Genomic DNA, 22258 nt, shown 5'->3' on the forward strand with positions numbered 1-22258 from the left:
GGTGAAAACCTTTAATTATAAGGCAATGAAAGAATTTATTTTTTAATTGAAGCATATAGTAAAAAATTGGAGGAAAATATGAAATCGGTATTAATAAGGGAAGTTTATAATCATCCAGAACACTTTGTTGAAAAAACAATACAAGTGTCTGGGTGGATTAGAACAAGTAGATCTTCAAAAACATTTGGTTTCATTGAGCTTAATGATGGTAGCTTTTTTAAGAATGTTCAAATTGTTTTTGAGGAAAATTTAAGTAATTTTGATGAAGTTGCTAAGCTTTCTATAGCATCTGCACTTATTATAAAAGGTGAGCTTGTACTGACACCTGATGCAAAACAACCATTTGAAATTAAGGCATCAGAAATTATCGTAGAAGGTTTTTCAACGCCAGAATATCCGCTTCAAAAAAAGAGACACACCATGGAGTACTTGCGCACAATTGCGCATTTGAGACCTAGAAGCAATACTTTTTCTGCTGTATTTAGAGTACGGTCGGTGGCGGCTTATGCCATACACAAATTTTTCCAAGATCGAGGCTTTGTTTACGTTCACACGCCGATCATAACCGGTAGTGATGCTGAGGGTGCTGGTGAAATGTTTAAAGTGACCACTTTAGACTTTGATGAATCGCCAAGAACTGAAGCCGGTAAAATTGACTATGCAGAAGATTTTTTTGGAAAAGAGACGAATTTGACGGTGAGTGGTCAGCTTGAAGCGGAAACTTTTGCACTTGCCTTTAGAGATGTCTATACTTTTGGGCCGACATTCCGTGCTGAAAATTCAAATACAAAACGACATGCGGCAGAGTTTTGGATGATTGAGCCTGAAATCGCTTTTGCGGATCTAAATGACAATATGGCTTTAGCAGAGGATATGGTGAAGTATGTCATTTCATATGTCATGGAAAATTGTCCAGAAGAAATGGATTTCTTTAACAGTAGAATTGATAAAGGCTTATTGGAGCGCTTAAATCATGTGGCGACATCTGATTTTGGTAAAGTGACTTATACAGAGGCTGTTGAAGCATTAAAAAAATCCGGTGTGGCGTTTGAATACCCCGTATTCTGGGGTGCTGATTTGCAGACGGAACATGAACGCTATCTAACTGAGGAAATTTACAAGAAACCAGTGTTTGTCATTGACTATCCAAAGGAGATTAAATCGTTTTACATGCGTGTCAATGATGATCAAAAAACAGTTGCAGCGATGGATCTATTGGTACCAGGTGTAGGTGAGTTAATAGGGGGCTCCCAAAGGGAAGAGCGAATGGATGTTCTCTTGAGCAGAATTAATGAACTGAGCCTGAATGAAGATGATTATTGGTGGTATCTTGAATTGCGAAAATACGGCGGGACAAGACATGCTGGGTATGGATTGGGTTTTGAGCGCATGATTATGTATCTAACGGGCATGGGAAACATTAGAGATGTGATTCCATTTCCGAGAACAGTAAAAAATGCAGAATTTTAGTGATTGCAGTCTAATAATGAGTGCATGCCATTAAATAAAAAGCTTTAAGAGAGAACTGTGGTCAAAAACTTGAAAAAGTTATGACTGTGGCTCTCTTTTTTATTGTACATAAAATTAAATGATTCTATTTTTTTAAAATAATGATTTTATCAGTGATAAACAGTGTATATATTAATAAGAGCATAAATAAGTGGAGGTGGATTCATATGAGGTGTAACAATAAATGTCTTGCCAATATAATTCTAATCATTTTATTGATTATAGCGAGTATCATTCAGCTCAATAGCGCTTACATACAAGAAAAGTCCGAAATGGCTTTGAGGAGTATTTATATCAGCAAAAATTTAGAGAATCACATGATTTCATCCGTTCATGAACTCGAATTATTGGGCACTCAATTGACGAGCACCATGACTCATGATCATCATTTTTTTGATGAAGAGTTGTATAGCGATGGTAAAAATTATGAGATCGTTGGAAAATCAATATCAGTAATGGGGATCAAGGAGAATGAAACGTTAAAGCATAGCACAAAGGATGAGATTGCAGATATTTTAATCAACGAACAATCCTTTATCAGAATAAAAGAAAATTTATCCAACATTGAATGGATTTATTACTTGTCCCAAAATAATTTTATTTCAATTTATCCCAAAACTACCTCCAAAGCTGAAACTGTTATTCCAATAACATATGATTTTGAATTTTTTCAAATTGTGACGCCTGAAATAAACCCTGATAAAGAAATTAAATTTACTAAAGTCTATGAAGATCAGTTGGGTAAAGGCGCCATGATTACTATTTCCATGCCAATATATAAAGCGGATCAGTTTATGGGTGCACTATCCATTGACTACACGTTGGAAGGCTTGTCAGACCTAATAAAATATGAATCCAATGAGATGATGAATTATGTATTGATCAATGAGTATGATCAAGTCGTTGCAACAAATAGTAATATTATTGAAGGAAAATATCAAAATACGAATGAATATTTAAGTTCTAAATTCGGCATTGATTTGTATGAAGTTGAAAAGAAAAAAGGAGAACTTTTTACAAATGGCGATTATTTTATTACGATCATTCCACTTGAAAATGTGCCCTTTGATGTCTATGTGATTGTAAATAGAATGACATTCTATATTGCTGTAGCAAGTAAAATTATGCCAATTATTTTTTCCTTAATTGGTGTAATCATCATATTAAGTCTCTATTTTAAAACAGTCAATATCAATGCTTCTCTGGAAAAAAGTGAAAGAAAATTTAAATACGTATTTGATCAATCCGTTTCATATGCCATCATTTTAGATGCCAATGGGAACATCGTCTATGCCAATCAGCAAGCTTTGCATGTGATTGGGAAAAATATAGAAGATGTTAGAGGACAGTATTTTCCAAATTCTGCGTGGTGGTCACATGACCCAGAGCTTAAGATGTTTATTGATGAAGCGATAAGTGAAGTGATCAATGGTTTCTTTATAAAAAAAGATGTTATTTTGATGGACAGTTTAGGTAAAGAGCATGTATACACACTATCGATGTTCAGCATTAGAGATGATATCGGCACTTTAGATTATATAGCCACCACGGGCAACGAAATAACCGACCGTATAGAAATGGAAAGCAAACTGGAAGGTTTATCTAAGACCGACTTACTGACTCAAACTTTTAATCGAAGAGGTATGTATGAAATCTTAGATCAAAGTGTCAGTCTCTACAAGCGTAAAAAAACGCCATTTGTTATACTGATATGTGATATTGACTTTTTTAAAAATGTGAATGACACCTATGGACATATGGTTGGCGATGAAATCTTGTCGGGACTTGTGGTCCTATTAAAAAAATCAGCTCGACCCTATGATGTGGTGGGGAGATGGGGTGGTGAAGAGTTCACCATATTACTCCAAGATACGACTGAGGAAGAAGGTGTGTTTGTTGCGGAACGCATAAGAAAAATGGTTTCACAACATCCTTTTAAAAGTGATTTGACACAGCATGTTATTTACATCAGTTTGACAATTGGGTTGAAGTCCTATGATTCTGAATATGACATTAGGCAAATTTTGAAAATGGCCGATGACGCCCTATATCATGGTAAAAATAATGGCAGGAATCAAGTTGTTAATTATGAGCATATGATGAGCAGGGACGACGAATTATAAGGCGCAACTAAACGAACTCCAGACGACATGTGACAGGTGTAATCGTTAACTGAGTACGAGTGACGAAAGGAAATGAAAAATGAATATATTGATTGTGGACGACAGCAAAATGAATATTAAAATTGCAGAAGATACATTGCTTGAAAATCACGTTGTTAAGGAAATTATAACAGCGCTTAGTGGTGAAGAGGCCATTGATATTCTTGAAAAAAATACAGTGGATCTCGTTTTACTTGATATTATAATGCCAGGGTTAAGTGGTATCGACCTCTTAAAAATATTTAATGAGCGCCATTGGATCAGAGACATCAAAGTCATTATGTTGACAACAGTAGATGATTTTTTAGTGTTAAAAGAATGCTTTGAACTCGGTGCAACTGACTATATTCAAAAGCCTTTTAATAAAATCGAATTCACTTCAAGAGTGCGCTCTGTGCTCAAAGAAATCGAAAATGATAAAAAGCTATTGCGTGCACTGAATCTGTTAGAAAAACAGAATTTAGAGCTGATACATGTCAACCAAGTGCTTAAAGATACACAGTCATATATTATTGAAAAGGAAAAAATGGTTGCTGTTGGAGAATTGCTATCTGGTCTTACAAATGAAATCAGTTTGCCCCTGGGGCATATTGAAGATGAACTGCTTTGCGTATCTGGCATCGTAAAATCATGCAATGTGGCATCAGAGGAGAAACTCAATAATGCCAAGCAAAAAATAGATGCCACGGTAATGAGTTGCGAACTCAATATAGATAAGATTAAAAAGTTAGTTGCTTCTTTGAGCAATATTACAAGAGATAACAGTAAAGATGATTATGAAAACATAAAACTGAATGATCTCATAGACGAGGTTTTATTTATTCTAAATTATGAACTCAAGTCCATAAAAAAAGTCACTAAAAAATACAGATGTGATGCGGAGGTATATTGCAATAAGGCGCAATTAAAGCAAGCCGTAATGCATATTATCTTGAACGCTATAAATGTATTGAAAGATCAAAACGAAAGTCTAATCGAAATATCGACACTTGAAAATGAAAGGCATGTGCTGTGTTTTATTAAAGATAATGGCCCAGGGATAGAAAACGATGTGCTCAGCAAAATATTTGATCCTTTTTTTACGACGAAATCGATGGATCAACACACTGGACTCGGTTTGAGTATTGCTCAAGATATTATTGTGAATAAGCACAAAGGGCAAATAAGTGTAGAAACTGAAGTCGGTAATGGATCAACATTTGTGATTGTCTTGAATAGAGGAAATTTATGATCGTAAAAACCCAAGCCGAGAGGGATGCTTTAGAGTGCATTGGAAGAATTGTTTCAAAGACAAGAGATGCTATGGTTTCAAGCGTTAGAGTGGGGATGACAACAAGAGAACTCGATGAAATTGGAGGCCGTATACTGGAAAAATACGGCGCAAAATCTGCGCCAATGATAGATTATCATTTTCCTGGATATACATGCATCAGTGTAAATCAAACGGTAGCACATGGAATCCCAGATGATTATAAAATAAAATCAGGTGATTTAATCAATGTGGATGTCTCTGCTGTGCTGGATGGATTTTATGCAGACACTGGAAAAAGCATCGTTGTAGGTGACCCTATAGCGTCTCATACGGTGAAGCAAAATCTGTGTCGCGTTGCTTATGAGGCAATGATCGCAGGCATATCTGCTGCAAAACTGGGCAATCAAATTAACGATATTGGCATTTCCATATTTGAAACGGCCAAAAAGAATGGCTATACAGTGATTATGAATTTAACTGGACATGGTATCGGCAGGGCACTTCATGAAACCCCACAAGCAATTTCTAACTACTACTGCAGAAGTGAAAACGACAAAATTGAACTTGGACAAGTGCTGGCAATCGAAACCTTTATTTCAAACGGTTCCAACATGGTGAGAGACAGTTCAAATGGCTGGGCGTTAAAAACGATAGATGGTGGCTTCGTTGCCCAGTTTGAACATACGATCATTGTCCAAGAAGATGGTCCCGCTATCATTACGCTTTAGCCTTAGAATTTTAAGAGGTTTCTTCCTGTTTAAGTTCAACTTTCAAGATGCCTTCCAAGGACTCTAATTTATGGATGATATCCATGTTTTTAATGCCATATGGCGTGATATAGTCTATTTCAATATGGGTATGGCTAACCGCTTCTTCGTGCGAGAGGGTTACCTTGTGGATGCGACAGTTGTACTTGCCTAAAATTAAAGTGACTGTTCCAAGGCGTTCTGGAGCTTCGTCTGTGGTAATAAGCAACGTGAATAAACGCTTTGCTCTTGTCCACTTTTTTTCAATTTGAGAAAACGTTTTAAGTGTTATTAGCATGATGATGGCAGTGATTAATGCAATCAGATAGTAGCCTGATCCAACGACTAAACCGATGCATGCCACAGACCATAAACTGGCAGCAGTGGTTAACCCCTTCACAGTGGGACCCTCCTTAATGATCGTTCCTGCACCTAGGAAACCTATGCCGCTAATGACCTGAGCACCGAGTCTTGTGGGGTCCATGTTAATATTTGTTGCCGCCAACAAAATATTGACGTCCATGACGATGGCCGAAGCGACACATACTAAAATATGTGTTCTAAAGCCGGCTGGACGGTTGATGACTTCACGTTCAAAGCCAATGAGTCCGCCTATAAAAGTCGCAAAGAGTATCTTGATGATGGATTCATAGTTTACAATCATAAAGCCCTCCAAAAGAATATAAGTAAATAAAGTAAAAAAACTTGAAAAACAAGTATAAAACTAATTATACTATTATTTATACTCTAAATATATAGATAATAATCATGAAGAAAAAATGAAGTATAGAAAATTATATTTTAACGTAGGGTGATTTGAGTATAAATCAAGGAGGCACATATGAATCTGAAATATATTTTTGTGGCGTTGACAGTTGTTAACGTGATGAGCTTTATCATGTATGGGATGGACAAGTATCTTGCAGTTAAGGGCAAATGGCGTATAAGAGAAGTGACTCTTCTCAGCATATCTGCAATTGGAGGAGGCGTGGGCAGCCTGATGGGAATGCTTCTGTTCAAACATAAGCTTTCAAAACGCTATTTTAGAATTATAATTCCTACGACGATTTTATTATATTGGGGGATTTTGTTTTATATAATATGGCATACGCCTGTTCAGTAGCATGAATGATGTAACTTGTAAAATGGGTACAATCGTGTGTAGATGAGGTTAAATTATGAAAATATATTTGGTTTACAGTGGGATCTTAGAATCACAAGCAAGTAAATGATCAAAGTGGACGTTAAATAGACGACCATTTCATATACTGTAGACAATAAATATATTTGGAGGTAAGTAGCATGAATAAAATCATTCAATGTGTACCAAACTTTAGTGAAGGCAGAGATTTAGACAAAATAGAGCAAATTGTCTCTGCTTTTCGAGGCAAAAATGGACTTAAACTATTAGATTATAGTAATGATGAAGATCATAATAGAGTTGTTGTAACATTAGTTGGTGAACCTGAACCTTTGAAAGCTGCAATTGTTGAAGCAGTAGGGACTGCAATTCGTTTAATTGATATGACAAAGCATGAAGGTCAACATCCTAGAATGGGTGCTGTGGATGTCATTCCATTTATTCCAATTAAAAATGTGACTATGGATGAGTGTATTGAACTGTCTAAAGCTGTTGCACAGGCACTTTACGAAGCTTATGAGTTGCCAAGTTTCCTATATGAAAAATCGGCGTCTGCACCTCATAGAGAAAACCTTGCAAAACTTAGAAAAGGCCAGTTTGAAGGCATGGCAGAAAAGGTTAAAGAGGAAGAGTGGAAGCCAGATTTTGGTGTAGCAATTCATAAGACGGCAGGGATTACAGCAATAGGTGCTAGAATGCCGCTTGTGGCATTTAATGTCAACTTGAATACAAACGATATTGAGATTGCAAATAAGATCGCAAAAAATGTGAGACATTTAAGTGGCGGATTGAGATACTGTAAGGCCATTGGTATCGAGCTTGAAGATCGAGGGATCGTTCAAGTTTCTATGAATATGACAGATTTCACCAAAACACCACTTTACAGAGCATTTGAACTCATCCGAGTAGAAGCCATGAGATATGGGGTTACAATTGTGGGCAGTGAAATTATCGGATTGGTACCTATGGATGCGTTAATTGGAACGGCTGAGTTCTATCTTGGAGTAGAAGATTTTTCTCACGAACAAGTCCTTGAAAAAAGAATTATGGAGTAGGCTATGAAAAAGGGAAATATGATCATTCTGAATGCCTCTGAACTTGTGACTTGTAGCGGGTTTAAGGGGAAAACGGGTTCAGAGATGAACGATTTGAAAATCATAGAAAATGCATCTGTTATTGTAGAAGAAGGTCTGATAAAAAAGATCACTCAGGATAAAATAGAGCTTTCGAGTTATGAGCAGATGGGGTATGAAATTATAGATGCAACAGGCAAGTGTGTCTTGCCTGGGTTTGTAGATTCACATACACATTTTATCTTTGGTGGCTATCGTCAAGATGAATATGACTGGCGGCTTAAAGGTCAAGGCTATATGGAGATCATGTCCAAAGGCGGCGGTATTATAAACTCAGTTGAAGGTACGCGAAATGCCACTTTTGAGGATCTCTATGCATCAGGTGTAAGACGTTTAAACAGCATGGCGAGATTTGGTGTGACCACAGTGGAAGGTAAAAGCGGTTACGGCCTTGACTTAGACACTGAAATCAAGCAACTTGAAGTGATGAAACGATTAAATGAAGTACATTCACTGGATGTTGTACCGACCTTTTTAGGACCTCATGCCCGTCCTAAGGCATATAAGGAAACGCCGGATGCATTCATCGACTATATGATCGAAAAAGTATTGCCTGTGGTCGTGGAAAAAGATCTTGCTGTTTTTGCAGATATATTTTGTGAAGAGAACGTTTTCTCTGTAGATCAGAGCAGACGGTTTTTAAGTGCGGCAAAAGCTATGGGGCTTAAACTCAAAATTCATGCAGATGAAATTGTAAGATTGGGTGGTGCGGAGCTTGCGGCTGAATTAGGAGCAGTATCTGCAGATCATTTGCTTCAAGCTTCTGATGAAGGCATTAAAAGCATGCAAGCGGCAAGTGTTGTAACCACCATATTGCCTTGTACTGCCTTTAGTCTAAAAGAGGATTATGCCAGGGCAAGAGCCATGATTGATGCAGATTGCATTGTGGCGCTTGCAACAGACTTTAATCCAGGAAGTTGTTTTACAGAATCCATCCCACTGCTTGTTGCTTTGGCAACAAATCAAATGGGTATGACTGTTGAAGAAACCATAACAGCACTCACCATTAATGGTGCTGCGGCTCTTGGGAGAGCTGCCCAAATTGGCAGCATCGACGTGGGCAAGCGCGCTGATTTAGTGATTCACGAATTCCCATCTTACAAGTTTATACCTTATCATATTGCAGTAAGCACGGTGGAAAAAGTGATCAAAAACGGTATTAAAATCATTGACCTATACAGCGATCAACCGTTATAATCAGTATAATAAATGTAGCAGAGGAGAAGAGCATGTTAAAAGACTTATATTTACAAGAATTTCTTGACAAAACTGAATCAAGTGATCCTGTTCCAGGTGGCGGGAGTATAGCAGCATTATCATCTGCTTTGGCGTCTGCGTTGTCTGGAATGGTTGCAAATTTAACCATTGGCAAAAAAAATTATGAAGATGTTTCAGATGAGATGAAAGTAATCGCGGAAAAAATGAGTGTCTTTAAGCAGGATTTTGTATTGTTGATTGATAAAGATGCCAATTCGTTTGATAAAGTCATGAAGGCATATAAACTTCCAAAAGAAACGGATGCTGAAAAAGCGGAAAGAAGCAGATTGATCCAAGAAGGTATGATTTATGCAGCCAGTGTACCATTAGAAGTCGCTGAAAAGACAACAGAATTATTTGAACTGATTGAAATATTGGTTCAAAAGGGTAATAAAAATGCCCAAACGGACGCGCTTGTCTCTGCAATGATGGCGAGAACAGCAATTCTTTCAGCACTCTACAACGTGAAAATTAATTTGGGCTCTATTAAGGATGAGACCTTTGTGAAAGATACCGCGGATAAAGTAAAAGCACTTGAAAAATTGGCAATAGAGCAAGAAACACGCATACTTGGTCTTTCAGATTTATAGTTCCTAGAGAGATTTTAGTTAAAAAACCACATTCAATGTGGTTTTTTTAATTAAAACAACAAGATTTGAGCCGAAAGCTGCGCTGAGGAATGTTCAACCTCAAGCAGCGTCAGCGAAAATCGTTTTGGGACATCGGAGATGACACAAATGTTGTTGTATGCAAGATTTGAGCCGAAAGCTGCGCTGAGGAATGTTCAACCTCAAGCAGCGTCAGCGAAAATCGTTTTGGGGCATCGGAGATGACTCAAATGTTGTTAAAACAACAAGATTTGTAATGTTGCAATTTGTGGCGTATAATAAAGAGAGTTCAATAAATAAGGTTGTTGAAACAGATATAGGAGTTGAAACTATGTATAAAGTAATTGCTGATAGTAGTAACGAAATTGACCAAGCGTTTTTAGACAGATATCCTGTTGATATTGTGCCATTCAAATTGTATATAGATGGGGTTGAATATGTGGATGATGCCTCTTTAGATGTGGATCAATTCGTAGATAATATGGTTAAAGCTTCTGCTCTCCCCAAGTCTGCCTGTCCGTCTCCGAATGATTTTATGGCACATTTCGAAGGAGAGGAAGATGAGATCTATGTGGTCGCTATTTCTTCTAGACTCAGTGGCACATATAACAGCGCCATGCTTGCAAAAAAGATCTATGAGGGTGAAAATCCTGGTAAAAAATTCATACATGTATTTGATTCTTTGGGAGCTGCTGCCACTGAAACACTGATAACACGTAAAATTCATGAAGTTAAAAAGCAGAATGTGTCTCCAAAGGAATTGGTAAAAATTGTAGAACGGTACATTGATGAAACCCATGTATATTTCATATCGGAGTCTTTAGATAATCTCATTAAGAATGGTAGAATTTCGAAGTGGAAGGGCATAATTGCCTCTACACTGAAAATATTACCTATTATGGGCGCGACAGAACGAGGAGAAATAAAACTCTGTGAAAAGGTAAGGACATCCAATAAAGCCTATCAAAGACTAATAGAGATACTTCAAGAGGAAATCCTTAAAAATGGTAAGAAAATTGTTGCGGTTACACATGTGGGAAATTTTGAGCGCGCAAATCAAATTGTGGATGCCCTCAGTCAAACCCCAGGTGTTGAAGAAATTTTTAATTTAAAGTGTGCAGGATTGTCTTCACTTTATGCAGACAACAACGGTGTAATTGTTGCTTTATAAGAAGTGGTTTTATAAAATAAAGACCAGATAGTGCCACCTAAAAAGGCTTGAAAAACGGGCTTGAATTTGGTGTATATATTGAAAACGAAAAACATTAACACTAGGTTATATCTAGTGTTAATGTCTTTTTGTGTGTTTAGTTGAGTTATTAAAATAAATTAAGATGAAATGTTTGAAAGAGTCTGGGACAAATGTTGTCATCGGCTAGATTAAATGTTATGATTAACATGATTTAATAATATATTTTGAGGTGATTTGAATGCATAAAAAATTATTTATTCCAGGACCAGTTGACGTAAGTGAAGACGTACTCTTGAAAATGGCAACACCGCAAATTGGACACAGAACAAAGGATGCCTCTGCATTGCAAAGAAGTATCTCTGACAAGATGAGAAAGGTAATGTACACTGAAAATGAAATCCTTTTATCGACTTCTTCAGGCAGTGGGTTAATGGAAGGTGCCATTAGATCGTGTACAAGAAAGAAAGCCGCTGTATTTTCTGTAGGTGCATTTGGAAACAGATGGTATGAAATGGCAGTTGCTAATAATGTTCCTGCAGATATTTTTAAATCGGAACTTGGGCAACCTACAACACCTGAAATGGTCGAAAAAGCACTTTCAACAGGCGAATATGACTTGATTACCATCACACATAATGAAACTTCCACTGGGATTATGAATCCTGTTGAAGCCATTGCTGAGGTTGTGAGCAAGTATCCAGATGTTATTTTTTGCTTAGATACAGTAAGTTCAATGGGTGGAACGAAAATTGACGTGGATAAGTTAGGTGTTGATATTTGTATTACTTCAACTCAAAAATGTTTAGGCTTGCCAGCGGGTCTTTCAATTTGTTCGTTCTCAAACAAGGCCATTGAAGCTGCTAAGGAAGTTCCTCATAGAGGTCTTTATTTTGATTTGCTAGCACTCTATGAATGCATTCAGAAAAAAGATTATCAATATCCTTCAACGCCTTCTCTAGCACATATGTTTGCTCTGGATTATCAATTGGATAAGATCTTAGAAGAGGGTCTTGAAAATAGATTTGCTAGACACTTAGAGATGGCAAAAGTGGTTAGAGCATGGGCCAATAAACATTTTGAAATGTTAGCTGAAGAACAATACGCTTCAAACACCTTGACAACTGTTAAAAATACGAAAGGCATCAGTGTTGCCGATTTAAATAAAGAACTCGGCAAAAGAGGTTATATGATTTCAAATGGCTATGGCACGTTGAAGGAAAAAACATTTAGAATTGCTCATATGGCAGATACTAAAATGGAAGATCTTCAAGTTCTATTAAAAGAGATTGAAGACATCTTAGGTTTATAAATTTTTGATTAATTTTGAAGGATTCTATATTTTTAGGAGGCTCATAAGTGGGAAGTTTGAGAATATTAGCAAATGATGGGATAGACAAAAATGCAGAAAAAATACTTGTAAACCAAGGACATATCGTTGACACTAATCATTATGATGGAAATGCATTGGTGGAAAAAATGAGAAATTCAGATGTTATCATCGTTAGATCGGCAACAAAAATTCAAAAGGAATTGATTGAGCAGGTTAAAGGTGGAGACTTAAAGCTTATGATTAGAGCTGGTGTCGGTATTGATAATATTGATCACCTCTATGCTGAGAAAAATGATTTTACGGTTAAAAACACGCCTAATTCAAGTAGTGCTGCAGTTGCAGAACTTGCAATTGGTCATATATTTGCACTCTCGCGTCATATCCATGCAGCAAATGTAACGATGAAAAAAGGCGAGTGGAATAAAAAACACTACAAAGGTACAGAAATCAACGGAAAAACTTTGGGACTAGTAGGTATGGGCAGAATTTCTCATGAAGTTGCTATGAGAGCACAAGCACTTGGAATGAAGGTTGTTTATACAGATTTATTTAATAAGTCAGAGAAATATCCAGAGTTTGAGTACTTAACTCTAGAGGAACTGCTAAAGCGGTCCGATTATATATCATTGCACATTCCTTATGATAAGACTAAAGGACCAACGATTAAGAAAGAGCAATTCGAACTCATGAAAGATGGTGTTTACTTGATTAACACTGCTCGTGGCGGTGTTATTGATGAGAAGGCTCTTTTAGAGGCGCTTAACAGTGGTAAAGTTGCTGGGGCAGGCATCGATGTCTTTGAAGAGGAACCTACCTTAAATCAGGCATTAGTAGATCATCCTAAAGTTTCATGTACACCACATATTGGTGCTTCTACTGAAGAAGCTCAAGAAAGAATTGGTCTAGAAACCATAGACGTTATTAATAACTTTTTTAACTTAAATTAAATTTGGAGGTACTAAAGTGGCAATTGTTAAACCGTTTAAGGGCATAACACCAAAAAAAGAGTTGGTTTCGAAGGTAGCTTCTTTACCATATGATGTCATGAACAGAGTAGAAGCAGCAGAAATGGCAGGAGATAATCAATATTCTTTTTTACATGTTGTAAGATCAGAAATTGATTTACCTGAAGTCGAAAATGCATACGATCCTGTAGTATATGAAACCGCACGTAAAAACTTAGATCGATTTATTGCAGAGGGCACATTAGAAACTGAAAATGAACCTATTTATTATATTTATAGACAAATTATGAATGGAAGAGTTCAAACGGGTTTGGTGGGTTGTACTTCTATTGATGACTATATGAATAATGTAATTAAGAAGCATGAATTCACAAGACCTGCTAAAGAAGTGGATCGAATCAACAACTTTGATCATTGTGATGCGAATACAGCACCTATTTTTTTAGCGTATAGAAAAAATGATGAAATCAATCAAATTGTGAATGATTGGATTAAATTCCATATGCCAGTTTATAATTTTACGAGTGAAGATGACATTACGCATATTGTCTGGAAATTGGATGAATCATCATTGATAAGCAGAATATCAGAAATATTTGATGGTATTGACTACCTCTATATAGCAGATGGACATCATAGATCCGCTTCATCTGTAAAAGTAGGGTTGAAAAGAAGAGAACAGTTTCCAAATTATGATGGTACTGAAGAATTCAATTTCTTTATGTCTGTTATTTTCCCTGATGAAGACTTATTCATCATGGATTATAATAGAGTTGTTAAAGACTTAAATGGTCATACTAAAGATGAGTTTATGCAACTTATTGCTGATAAATTTGACGTTGAAAAAGTAGAACAAAATGAACCCTATAAACCTATGAGTCGAGCAACTTTTGGTATGTTCATTGATGGCGCTTGGTATAAACTAACTGCGCATAAGGGCATCTATGACGAAAATGATCCTGTGGATAGACTGGATGTGTCCATTCTTCAAAAGAATCTTCTAGATCCAATATTAGGCATTGATGATCCAAGAACGAATAATCGAATTGATTTCGTTGGCGGTATCAGGGGATTAAAAGAACTTGAAAAGAGAGTATCCAATGGTTTTGTTGTTGCTTTTTCAATGTACCCAACAACTATGGATGATTTGATCGATATTGCAAATGCTGGGGAAGTAATGCCTCCTAAATCAACTTGGTTTGAACCTAAATTGAGAAGTGGCTTGTTTGTACATCGCTTATTTTAATACTTCTACTTTAAAAGGTATGATTTTTTAGAGCAGATCAAATTTAAAGGGTAACACTGGGATGAACGAAGTTCATGCAGATGTTACCCTTTTCTTTTTATCAATTTTAAAATTTATAAAAAATAGTACAAAACTGGATGCAAATGCTCACTATTCAATGATGATCAGATTTCTCTTGTAGTCTAAGTAGAGTTTTGTAAGAAGTGTCATTGAATTATTCATTTCTATTTGAAGATCTGAAGCCAATTGGAAATCGTTTGCATCAAGAGCTTCTCTAATTCTAGTGAAGAGCGACTTCGCTGATAGAGAATCCTTCATTAAATATGTTTTCAACGATTTAATTTTTTCCCAGTTCACAATATCAAGATCAGAAATCTCATCGTTGCCATGCAACTTTTTGAAACGTCTGATGGTGTTTATATTAGTTGGAATGAGTCGCTCTTTTAGCTCGATTGACCATTCAGATAACATAAAAGATCTATAAGAAGAAATAATTTTAGGTGTGAAAACATCATTTGAAGTCAATAAAGCAACTTTGTCTGTATATTTATCAAAAGCAACTAAATTCTCATAAACAGTTTTAGGTGGGATACCAAACATACTATCTCTTTCTTCAGCAGTGAAGTCTTCGAATACATCTTCTTCGCTTCTGTAAGCTCTATCCTTATCAAAATAGTAATGATCCTCTCCACAAGCTTTATTGAAACCTGCTTCGATTTCTTTTAAGCTGAGTTTAGAGTTTAAGTTCGCTTTGATACCATCTAATCCAGCTTGGCAAACTGCAGCTAATAGAAGGTAAGTGTTTGAGTTAGGATTTGGTGCTCTGAGTTCAAAACGTGTTGCATATGGGTTGTTTATATCTCTAACAAGGCCTGCAAGTACTGTTCTATTACGTGAAGGCACTTCAGGGCTATGTCCTAAAGAAGAAACGATACAAACAGGTGCTTCGAAACCAGGCTTAAGTCTATTTAAACTGTCATTAGTAGAAGAAACAAAAGGATTGATTACTTCATAATTTTTAAGAAGGCCCATTAAAACACCGTAACCAATTTTGCTCATAAAGTTTTCTTTCATCACTTTTGGTGTGAAGAGGTTTACCGTCTTGCCATTTTTAAGGACAACAGCTGCACCAATATGGTGATGTTCACCACTACCAGCAACACCTTCAAGTGGTTTTGCTTGGAATGTAACGCTTAGACCATTTTTTTCAAAGACATCTTTGATGATGTTTTTTGCGATTAATTCCTTGTCGGCAGCAAGTAATGTTTTGTCATATTTCCAATCGATTTCAAGTTGTTCCATAACGTGCGTGAAAACATTTGTCCCCGCTAACTTAGAAGCAACACCGCCAACTTCTTTATGGCCCATTTCAGGCTCGTATCCATAGCATTCAAGCATTTCAAGAGACTGTTCAAGAGATGTTCTTACCTGACCGTAAGTTCTCTTCCAGTATTGTTCTTTTAAATTTTGAGATGCAGCGAGCTTTTCAATATCTGTTTTTGTATCTGGTGTTTTTACCCAAAATTCTAACTCTGTAGCACTTGTCAACACAACATCGTCAATATCGTCTGCTTTTGAAATCGCAGGATATTCTTCTAGCAATTCAGGATAATCAGTGAATAATGCAATAATTTCTGTCTTGAAATTAGATACTGCATTTTTTAAGACACTTCTTGAACAAACCTCTTTATCATCATGAATTAAGAAGGCAGGAATCAATAATGTACCCACAGGTTTACCGTCTTCATTTAAATTACTAAAATTGTAGTCAACGATCCAATTTGCAGTTAAATCTGGAATTAAATCTACCTTTGCATTATTTATAGTTGCAATTTCAGGTAAATAAACGGATGAACCATCTGTTTGAATACCATTTTTTAAAAAGCCATCTACGTCGTCAAGCAATTGACTAACAGGGACTTTTTCATCAGTATGATTGTTACCAAAATCCACAGCTATTAATGAAACAAATTGAATTTCTGGGTGATCCAGTAATAATGCAGATAATTTATCTTTTATCTTGTCTTCGGGTTTAATGATATAAAGCAAGTCTTTCATAAATTCCTCCTTGTTGGGTTCTGACACCTTGATATAATGAATTATTATAACACAAGAGAAAAAAATGTAAAGATTTATTTTGGATCATAAAGACGTGTAAATGTTGTATTATAATTGGTACAAGTGAGTGTTATCAAAAATTAATAATATTAAAATTGGCTGAATGTTCGTTTATTTTATTAAATTGTCTCATAGAAAAAGTTAGATATAAAAGTATTTTGATCTAAAAGAGCTCTAAATTAAAACGTGTGAAAGCGTAAAGATATTGCAAATATAGGTGGTTTGTAACTTTTAAAAAAATTCTGATTTTTTCAAAGTTTTATCTAATAAAAAAATCTCCTTTTAGGTTACAAATTTTAATATTCGGATTCTTTATCGGTTCATTAAAGTTATAAAAGACTTTATATTATAAAAATGAGGTAGAGTATGTACAATATTTTTTCTTTCTGTATAAGACTATCCAGTGAAAATGGTTTTATGGTATAATCTAGGTAGTCTTTTTAGATAGACGGATAGAAACGTAATAGAGGACGGGACACACTATGAAATATTATGACTTTAGAAGTGATACAGTAACGCAACCTACAGATCGTATGAGAGCAATGATGGCAAAGGCATTTGTGGGTGATGATGTCTATGAGGATGATCCCACTGTAAAACAATTAGAGGCAATGAGCGCTAAAATATTGGATAAAGAGTCGGCATTGTTCGTTCCAAGTGGTACTTTTGGAAATCAGCTTGCCATTTTAACGCATACTAAAAGAGGTGATGAAGTCATATTAGGACATGATTGTCATATTATGATGCACGAAGTTGGAGCTGCAGCGGTTATTTCAGGTGTTCAACTTAGACAAGTTCAAACCCATAATGGCAATATGAGTGCCGTTGAAATAAAGCATATGATAAGAGAAGAAGATATTCATTATCCCGATACAGGGCTCATATGTGTTGAAAATGCACACTCGTGTGGATCAGTTATAGGATTGAAACAGATGGCGTCCATTTATGAGTTAGCTCAAAAGCATCATGTGCCAGTACATTTGGACGGAGCAAGAATTTTTAACGCAGCGCATGCGCTTGAGGTTGAACCAAGAGCAATAGCGGCGTACTCAGATTCTATTATGTTCTGTCTGAGTAAGGGATTATGTGCGCCTGTGGGCTCTATGCTTGTAGGTGGAAAAACTTTTATTGATAAGGCCCGAAAAATGAGGAAATTAATGGGTGGCGGGCTAAGACAAGTTGGATTTCTAGCCGCAGCAGGGATCGTTGCTCTTGAAGATATGGTGGATCATTTGTCAATTGATCATGAAAATGCAAAGTATCTGGCTCAACAGCTCAGTAAGATAGATGGCATTGAAGTGTTGAGTAACCGTTTAGATATCAATATGGTCTTTGTAAAATTTGACAGAACACTTGATGAGCAGTTTGTCTGTGCACTAAATGAGAAGGGCTTAAAAATTAATGGACCAGAAAATGGCGAATATAGATTTGTAACCAATTATTGGATTGATAAAGAGGCTGTTGATCTCCTCGTCGAAGCGATTAAAGAATATATTTAGGGGGAAGCGATGAATTATAATATAGAAGATCTCAAAGAAGCGGTTGGCCGACTTGAAGATGCTTTAATTTCACATGAAACTGAAGATGTTGATATGTATGTTAGATTGATTAAAAATATTTCTAGTCAAATAAAAACAGACTATTGGTCAACACATGTTAAAGAAGATGAGATTATAATCCAGCCGGTAACACGTACGAATAACGAGTATAAAATCATTAATACCATAGAATTTTTATACAAACCCATGCATTTTGTCGATGTTTATGAAGGTAATGAAATTGAATATTTTGCAAAAGAGAGATCTGAGGAGCTCCTTGAATCTGGGGCTATGGAAACGCATAATGAATTTTGGTCTTCGCATGAAATTATATATGGCAATGTCTACGGTTCTTTGCCATTAGAGTTGTTGGCGCCTGAAAGTATTTCCAAGTTGCTCAGATGTGGTTGGAAAAAAACAAATGTGGATGTCGTTGAATTTGTAAAATCGGTTGAAGAAGATCGCATTAGAGAGATTGCGTCTTATAAGTATAGACATTACATTATTATCAAAGAACTAGAAACCGGTTCATATTTATTATTGAGATATAATTTTTAGCATAAAAAGGAGCATCATGTTTATAAATGAGGAAACGCTAAAGCTCGAGTACCAAGTAGAATCAAAAGAAAAGGGTTTGAAAGTAATCGACGTTATTGCGTCACATATGCACATTTCCAGCCGATTAATTCGTAAATGTAAAAGTAATCACAATATATTGCTCAATCAAAAGAAGACATCTGTCAATCAGATTGTGAGCAAAGGAGATATCATTACTTTGATGCTTGATCATGATGAGAACACGTTTGAGCCTAACCCGATAGAGATTGATATAGCTTTTGAAAATGCAGATATGATGGCGATTAATAAACCGCCCTTTCTGGTAGTTCATCCCACAAAGGGACATCCAGAGGGGACTCTTGCCAATGCCATTTCATATTATCAATATAGGAGCAATCAGAATTTTAAGACGCGTTTTATAAACCGTTTGGATCGTGATACCTCAGGCATCGTGCTGATTGCCAAAAGTGCCTATGCACAGCAGTTCATCTCAGAACAAATGCAAAAGGATGAGGTGGATAAAATATATTATGCTGTGGTTGAAGGGGTTGTCAGCGAGGATAAAGGGACTATAAATGCACCTATTGAAAGAGCAGAAGATGGCGATATATTAAGAGTAGTCAGACCGGATGGATTACCTTCAATTACACATTATGAAGTGGCCGAAAGATTTAATGGGTATTCACTTTTAAAAGTCAAGCTGGAAACGGGGAGAACGCATCAGATTAGAGTACACTTGGCACATATCGGTCATGGTATTGTTGGAGATCACCTATATGGAAAATGCTCTGACTGGATTGATAGACAGGCACTGCATTGTTTTGAAATGTCATTTAGAAAACCGCGTGGCAATGAAAGGATCGTGGTAAATGCATCTTTGCCAGAGGACATTCGCAAACTGATTGAAGTGCTTAGAAATTTGTAATTTGGCGACTTTCATGGTATAATGAGTTAAGTGTTCTGGGGTGTTGGTTACCTGATAAATTCAACCACTGTTTGATCGTAGGGAGAACGTGTTCTGCTGCGTATGACAAGCTGCATTTTGGTAGAAGTCAAAAACAGAAGATAGTCCACCCACCTAGTTGGGGTGTGGTGTGAGATTTATCGGGTAACGGCATTCTGGGCAGATTACTTAAAGATAAAGTGCATAAATAAAAAACATAAAAAAAAGCGACATTGTCGCTTTTTTTATGCTTTTTTAGTTTGATTTGAATGGTTATTATTATTGTTACTATTACTATGGTTATTATTATTATTGTTGTTATTGGCACTATTAGAGGCAAGATTTTCCTTATTCGGTTTATCGCCGTCTGATTTATCGTTTCTGTTCTTATTGGCTTGTGTCTTCTTAAAGTCAATGAGATTGTTATTGATCGTATCTATATTTTTTTCTGAAATCATGGCATCTACTTCGATGATGATTTCTTCTTCTGGATCTACGAAACAGTTCCCTTTGAAAGTAGCACCCTCTTCAGTGTTGAAGCTTTTACAGATGATATCGCCTTTGAGAGAGGCTTTGTGATAAAGATTGATTTTACCTTTTGTTTTAACATTGCCTTCTGCAATACCATAAATATCTGCATTTATACAGGTTAAACTACCGTTAATATAAGCTTCCTCGGTTACAATAATATTTCCAAGCGATTTGACGTCACCAAGAACTTTCCCGTCAATTCGTATACTGCCTTCACTTTCAATATCTCCCTTGATTATAGAACTCGGACCAATGATAATGTCAAACTTAAATTCAACCTCTTTTTTTGGAAACATAAAGAACCTCCTAGTTTTCTTTTAGTATTTTGAGTGGATCGATTTGTGTGCCGTTAAATCGCACTTCAAAGTGTAGGTGTGTACCAGTGCTCTTACCAGATGAGCCCATTGTTCCAATAAGCTCGCCTTTAGTGACGGTGTTACCTTTACTTGTTTTAATTTCCTTTAAATGACCATAAACCGTTTTATAACTATAACCGTGATCAATAATGATGACATTGCCAAAACTGCCATTCCAGCCAGCATAGATGACGACCCCGTCACCAGCAGCATGCACACTTGTGCCGCTTGCATTTGCTAGATCAATACCTTTGTGGCTAGCCGTTTTACCAGTCACTGGATCACTCCGAAATCCAAATTTAGAAGATAAGATGCCTTCAGTAGGGTATTGATCAGGCCGACAGTCCAGATAGGCAATCTGAGATTGAAGTGAAGTGATCAGCTCTGAGTATTCACTGCCCTGATCGAGAATTAATTCCGAAATTTCATCGTTATTGATCAAGGATTCAGCTTGACTCAGCAATAAATTTTCTCTGGGCAACTGTACATCAGAGGTCGTATCGATAAATCGGTTAAAAGAACGACTGATAGGCGCAGCAACATTTGAATTTGTTTCTTTGTTGAACATGGCCACAAGTTGAGAGACGTTTTGGTTTACAGTATCCATTTCTTTCAATCTGGAATTAAAGTAACCCAAAGTATCTCCTAGAGTATTTTTTAACACCTCAATCTCTTCAAGTTGTTGGTCTCCTATATTTTCAAGTGACTGCAGTTGGTCATCTTTTATGGTGATATTTTTCTTTAAAGTGGCATTTTGCGCCATTAAAATGGTAGAATGGAGTCGAGTGGATACGGTGGTGGTAAGCAAAGCAAGATTAACGAGGATGAGTAGAATTAAAATTGAAAATGCAAGTGCTAGGTTAAAATGCCATTGCTTGATGCTCTTCTGAGATTTGGGAATGATCATAATGGTTACTTTATTTTTTTTAAAGTAAGCTTTGATTTTATTCATACAGCCTCCGTTAAATAGCAAATTATACATCATTTTAGCACAATACTTTACAATAATTCAATGAATCCAGAAAAATTAGTTTACCAAAGTTCCATTATTCTGTAAAATAGAATATATGCAGGAGTATATTAAAAATTACCGATGTAATATAGATATCACTATCATTAACTTTTAAACAACTTTTTAGATGAGTTGAAATGAGATAAAAATGGAGGCCTATTGGGAATGGATGAAAGAACTGTCAGAATTGAAGAAAATTTAAGAAGAGTATGCTATAAAATCAAAAAAAAGGGAAGAGAGATATTAAATGATGTTGATATCACCCCACCTCAGTTTGAGGCTTTGCAATACTTGATCTATGAACAGAATCTAACCATAGGTGAATTGAGTTCCAAAATGTATTTGGCATGCAGTACAGTGACGGATCTACTAGATCGCATGGAGAGAAATGAACTCGTTAAACGTGTGAAAGATGAAAATGATCGCAGAATTGTTAGAATTGCAGTTCTTGATAAAGGTCATAATTTGCTTAAGAGCGTTATGGAAACAAGGCGCGAATATGTTGCTGAAATTATGGCTGAACTCAGTGAAGAGACGATTAATGGGATCGATGAAAGTTTTAGAATTTTCAATGAAAAAGTAGAGTTATAAAGTTTCTTCTCCTCTATAACGCTGTAAGACACTTGAAAGCAATCTATAATGGAGGCGCAATAAATTGAAA

The 22258-nt window shown here is 36.2% G+C and carries 20 protein-coding genes and 1 other RNA gene; 17 read left to right on the forward strand and 4 right to left on the reverse strand.

Going from position 1 to position 22258, the window contains the following annotated elements:
* The first annotated feature begins 78 nt into the window (after positions 1-78).
* The 4 genes from asnS (at position 79) to map (ending at position 5651) form a co-directional block, all read left to right on the forward strand.
* Entirely contained in the window at positions 79-1470 is a 1392-nt protein-coding gene (asnS, locus tag ISU02_RS16975) for an asparagine--tRNA ligase (RefSeq protein WP_194703038.1), read from the forward strand.
* A gap of 206 nt (positions 1471-1676) precedes the next feature.
* Positions 1677-3632: a diguanylate cyclase gene (locus ISU02_RS16980; RefSeq protein ID WP_194703039.1), complete on the forward strand. Its 1956-nt coding sequence runs from the start codon at positions 1677-1679 to the stop codon at positions 3630-3632.
* Between the two features lie 79 nt (positions 3633-3711).
* Complete coding sequence (locus tag ISU02_RS16985) at positions 3712-4902, forward strand: response regulator (RefSeq protein ID WP_194703040.1); 1191 nt, start codon at positions 3712-3714, stop codon at positions 4900-4902.
* Positions 4899-5651: a type I methionyl aminopeptidase gene (map, locus tag ISU02_RS16990; RefSeq protein WP_194703041.1), complete on the forward strand. Its 753-nt coding sequence runs from the start codon at positions 4899-4901 to the stop codon at positions 5649-5651. Before ISU02_RS16985 ends, map begins: the two co-directional genes overlap by 4 nt.
* A gap of 10 nt (positions 5652-5661) precedes the next feature.
* Here the strand turns inward: map and ISU02_RS16995 are convergent, their stop codons facing one another.
* Positions 5662-6333, reverse strand: a complete 672-nt coding sequence (locus ISU02_RS16995; RefSeq protein ID WP_194703042.1) for an MgtC/SapB family protein — start codon at positions 6331-6333, stop codon at positions 5662-5664.
* A gap of 177 nt (positions 6334-6510) precedes the next feature.
* Between ISU02_RS16995 and ISU02_RS17000 the strand changes: the two genes are divergently transcribed.
* The 8 genes from ISU02_RS17000 (at position 6511) to ISU02_RS17035 (ending at position 14541) form a co-directional block, all read left to right on the forward strand.
* Positions 6511-6792 (forward strand): DUF1294 domain-containing protein, encoded by a 282-nt coding sequence (locus ISU02_RS17000; RefSeq protein ID WP_194703043.1) that lies wholly within the window; start codon positions 6511-6513, stop codon positions 6790-6792.
* A 179-nt stretch (positions 6793-6971) separates the two neighbouring features.
* Entirely contained in the window at positions 6972-7865 is an 894-nt protein-coding gene (gene ftcD / locus ISU02_RS17005; RefSeq protein ID WP_194703044.1) for a glutamate formimidoyltransferase, read from the forward strand.
* Positions 7866-7868: 3 nt separating this feature from the next.
* Positions 7869-9140: an imidazolonepropionase gene (gene hutI, locus ISU02_RS17010; protein WP_194703045.1), complete on the forward strand. Its 1272-nt coding sequence runs from the start codon at positions 7869-7871 to the stop codon at positions 9138-9140.
* A gap of 32 nt (positions 9141-9172) precedes the next feature.
* Complete coding sequence (locus ISU02_RS17015) at positions 9173-9790, forward strand: cyclodeaminase/cyclohydrolase family protein (RefSeq protein ID WP_194703046.1); 618 nt, start codon at positions 9173-9175, stop codon at positions 9788-9790.
* Positions 9791-10139: 349 nt separating this feature from the next.
* Positions 10140-10979 (forward strand): DegV family protein, encoded by an 840-nt coding sequence (locus ISU02_RS17020; protein WP_194703047.1) that lies wholly within the window; start codon positions 10140-10142, stop codon positions 10977-10979.
* 259 nt (positions 10980-11238) lie between these two features.
* The gene (locus ISU02_RS17025; RefSeq protein ID WP_194703048.1) at positions 11239-12309 is read left to right on the forward strand and encodes a pyridoxal-phosphate-dependent aminotransferase family protein; all 1071 of its coding nucleotides are present in this window, start codon (positions 11239-11241) and stop codon (positions 12307-12309) included.
* A gap of 47 nt (positions 12310-12356) precedes the next feature.
* The gene (locus tag ISU02_RS17030; RefSeq protein WP_323985054.1) at positions 12357-13277 is read left to right on the forward strand and encodes a D-2-hydroxyacid dehydrogenase; all 921 of its coding nucleotides are present in this window, start codon (positions 12357-12359) and stop codon (positions 13275-13277) included.
* Positions 13278-13293: 16 nt separating this feature from the next.
* Positions 13294-14541: a DUF1015 domain-containing protein gene (locus ISU02_RS17035; protein WP_194703049.1), complete on the forward strand. Its 1248-nt coding sequence runs from the start codon at positions 13294-13296 to the stop codon at positions 14539-14541.
* A gap of 150 nt (positions 14542-14691) precedes the next feature.
* On the opposite strand, the gene ISU02_RS17040 is transcribed toward ISU02_RS17035, so the two are convergent.
* Positions 14692-16599, reverse strand: a complete 1908-nt coding sequence (locus ISU02_RS17040; RefSeq protein WP_194703050.1) for a type I glutamate--ammonia ligase — start codon at positions 16597-16599, stop codon at positions 14692-14694.
* Positions 16600-17141: 542 nt separating this feature from the next.
* Between ISU02_RS17040 and ISU02_RS17045 the strand changes: the two genes are divergently transcribed.
* The 4 genes from ISU02_RS17045 (at position 17142) to ssrS (ending at position 19885) form a co-directional block, all read left to right on the forward strand.
* The gene (locus tag ISU02_RS17045) at positions 17142-18158 is read left to right on the forward strand and encodes a threonine aldolase family protein (protein ID WP_194703051.1); all 1017 of its coding nucleotides are present in this window, start codon (positions 17142-17144) and stop codon (positions 18156-18158) included.
* A gap of 9 nt (positions 18159-18167) precedes the next feature.
* Positions 18168-18755, forward strand: a complete 588-nt coding sequence (locus ISU02_RS17050) for a hypothetical protein (protein ID WP_194703052.1) — start codon at positions 18168-18170, stop codon at positions 18753-18755.
* Positions 18756-18771: 16 nt separating this feature from the next.
* Positions 18772-19680, forward strand: coding sequence for an RluA family pseudouridine synthase (locus ISU02_RS17055; protein ID WP_194703053.1), 909 nt, complete (start codon positions 18772-18774; stop codon positions 19678-19680).
* 29 nt (positions 19681-19709) lie between these two features.
* Positions 19710-19885: non-coding RNA, 6S RNA (gene ssrS / locus ISU02_RS17060), on the forward strand.
* Positions 19886-19943: 58 nt separating this feature from the next.
* Here ssrS and ISU02_RS17065 read toward each other — a convergent pair.
* Both ISU02_RS17065 and ISU02_RS17070 read right to left on the reverse strand, forming a co-directional pair.
* Positions 19944-20525 carry a bactofilin family protein gene (locus ISU02_RS17065; RefSeq protein WP_194703054.1) on the reverse strand — a complete coding sequence of 194 codons (582 nt, stop codon included), beginning with the start codon at positions 20523-20525 and terminating at the stop codon, positions 19944-19946.
* Positions 20526-20535: 10 nt separating this feature from the next.
* Positions 20536-21537 carry a M23 family metallopeptidase gene (locus tag ISU02_RS17070; protein WP_194703055.1) on the reverse strand — a complete coding sequence of 334 codons (1002 nt, stop codon included), beginning with the start codon at positions 21535-21537 and terminating at the stop codon, positions 20536-20538.
* 225 nt (positions 21538-21762) lie between these two features.
* Here ISU02_RS17070 and ISU02_RS17075 point away from each other — a divergent pair, with 225 nt between their 5' ends.
* Positions 21763-22188: a MarR family winged helix-turn-helix transcriptional regulator gene (locus ISU02_RS17075; RefSeq protein WP_194703056.1), complete on the forward strand. Its 426-nt coding sequence runs from the start codon at positions 21763-21765 to the stop codon at positions 22186-22188.
* The last annotated feature ends 70 nt before the right edge of the window (positions 22189-22258 follow it).

Origin of the sequence: Fusibacter ferrireducens, assembly GCF_015352425.1 — a bacterium.
Taxonomy (GTDB): Bacteria; Bacillota; Clostridia; order Peptostreptococcales; family Acidaminobacteraceae; genus Fusibacter_A; species Fusibacter_A ferrireducens.

What these genes read in the sequence shown, in the direction of transcription:
- asnS (WP_194703038.1), top strand. Translation starts at nt 79, where the DNA reads ATGAAATCGGTATTAATAAGGGAAGTTTATAATCATCCAGAACACTTT.
- ISU02_RS16980 (WP_194703039.1), top strand. Translation starts at nt 1,677, where the DNA reads ATGAGGTGTAACAATAAATGTCTTGCCAATATAATTCTAATCATTTTA.
- ISU02_RS16985 (WP_194703040.1), top strand. Translation starts at nt 3,712, where the DNA reads ATGAATATATTGATTGTGGACGACAGCAAAATGAATATTAAAATTGCA.
- map (WP_194703041.1), top strand. Translation starts at nt 4,899, where the DNA reads ATGATCGTAAAAACCCAAGCCGAGAGGGATGCTTTAGAGTGCATTGGA.
- ISU02_RS16995 (WP_194703042.1), bottom strand. Translation starts at nt 6,333, where the DNA reads ATGATTGTAAACTATGAATCCATCATCAAGATACTCTTTGCGACTTTT.
- ISU02_RS17000 (WP_194703043.1), top strand. Translation starts at nt 6,511, where the DNA reads ATGAATCTGAAATATATTTTTGTGGCGTTGACAGTTGTTAACGTGATG.
- ftcD (WP_194703044.1), top strand. Translation starts at nt 6,972, where the DNA reads ATGAATAAAATCATTCAATGTGTACCAAACTTTAGTGAAGGCAGAGAT.
- hutI (WP_194703045.1), top strand. Translation starts at nt 7,869, where the DNA reads ATGAAAAAGGGAAATATGATCATTCTGAATGCCTCTGAACTTGTGACT.
- ISU02_RS17015 (WP_194703046.1), top strand. Translation starts at nt 9,173, where the DNA reads ATGTTAAAAGACTTATATTTACAAGAATTTCTTGACAAAACTGAATCA.
- ISU02_RS17020 (WP_194703047.1), top strand. Translation starts at nt 10,140, where the DNA reads ATGTATAAAGTAATTGCTGATAGTAGTAACGAAATTGACCAAGCGTTT.
- ISU02_RS17025 (WP_194703048.1), top strand. Translation starts at nt 11,239, where the DNA reads ATGCATAAAAAATTATTTATTCCAGGACCAGTTGACGTAAGTGAAGAC.
- ISU02_RS17040 (WP_194703050.1), bottom strand. Translation starts at nt 16,599, where the DNA reads ATGAAAGACTTGCTTTATATCATTAAACCCGAAGACAAGATAAAAGAT.
- ISU02_RS17045 (WP_194703051.1), top strand. Translation starts at nt 17,142, where the DNA reads ATGAAATATTATGACTTTAGAAGTGATACAGTAACGCAACCTACAGAT.
- ISU02_RS17050 (WP_194703052.1), top strand. Translation starts at nt 18,168, where the DNA reads ATGAATTATAATATAGAAGATCTCAAAGAAGCGGTTGGCCGACTTGAA.
- ISU02_RS17055 (WP_194703053.1), top strand. Translation starts at nt 18,772, where the DNA reads ATGTTTATAAATGAGGAAACGCTAAAGCTCGAGTACCAAGTAGAATCA.
- ISU02_RS17065 (WP_194703054.1), bottom strand. Translation starts at nt 20,525, where the DNA reads ATGTTTCCAAAAAAAGAGGTTGAATTTAAGTTTGACATTATCATTGGT.
- ISU02_RS17070 (WP_194703055.1), bottom strand. Translation starts at nt 21,537, where the DNA reads ATGAATAAAATCAAAGCTTACTTTAAAAAAAATAAAGTAACCATTATG.
- ISU02_RS17075 (WP_194703056.1), top strand. Translation starts at nt 21,763, where the DNA reads ATGGATGAAAGAACTGTCAGAATTGAAGAAAATTTAAGAAGAGTATGC.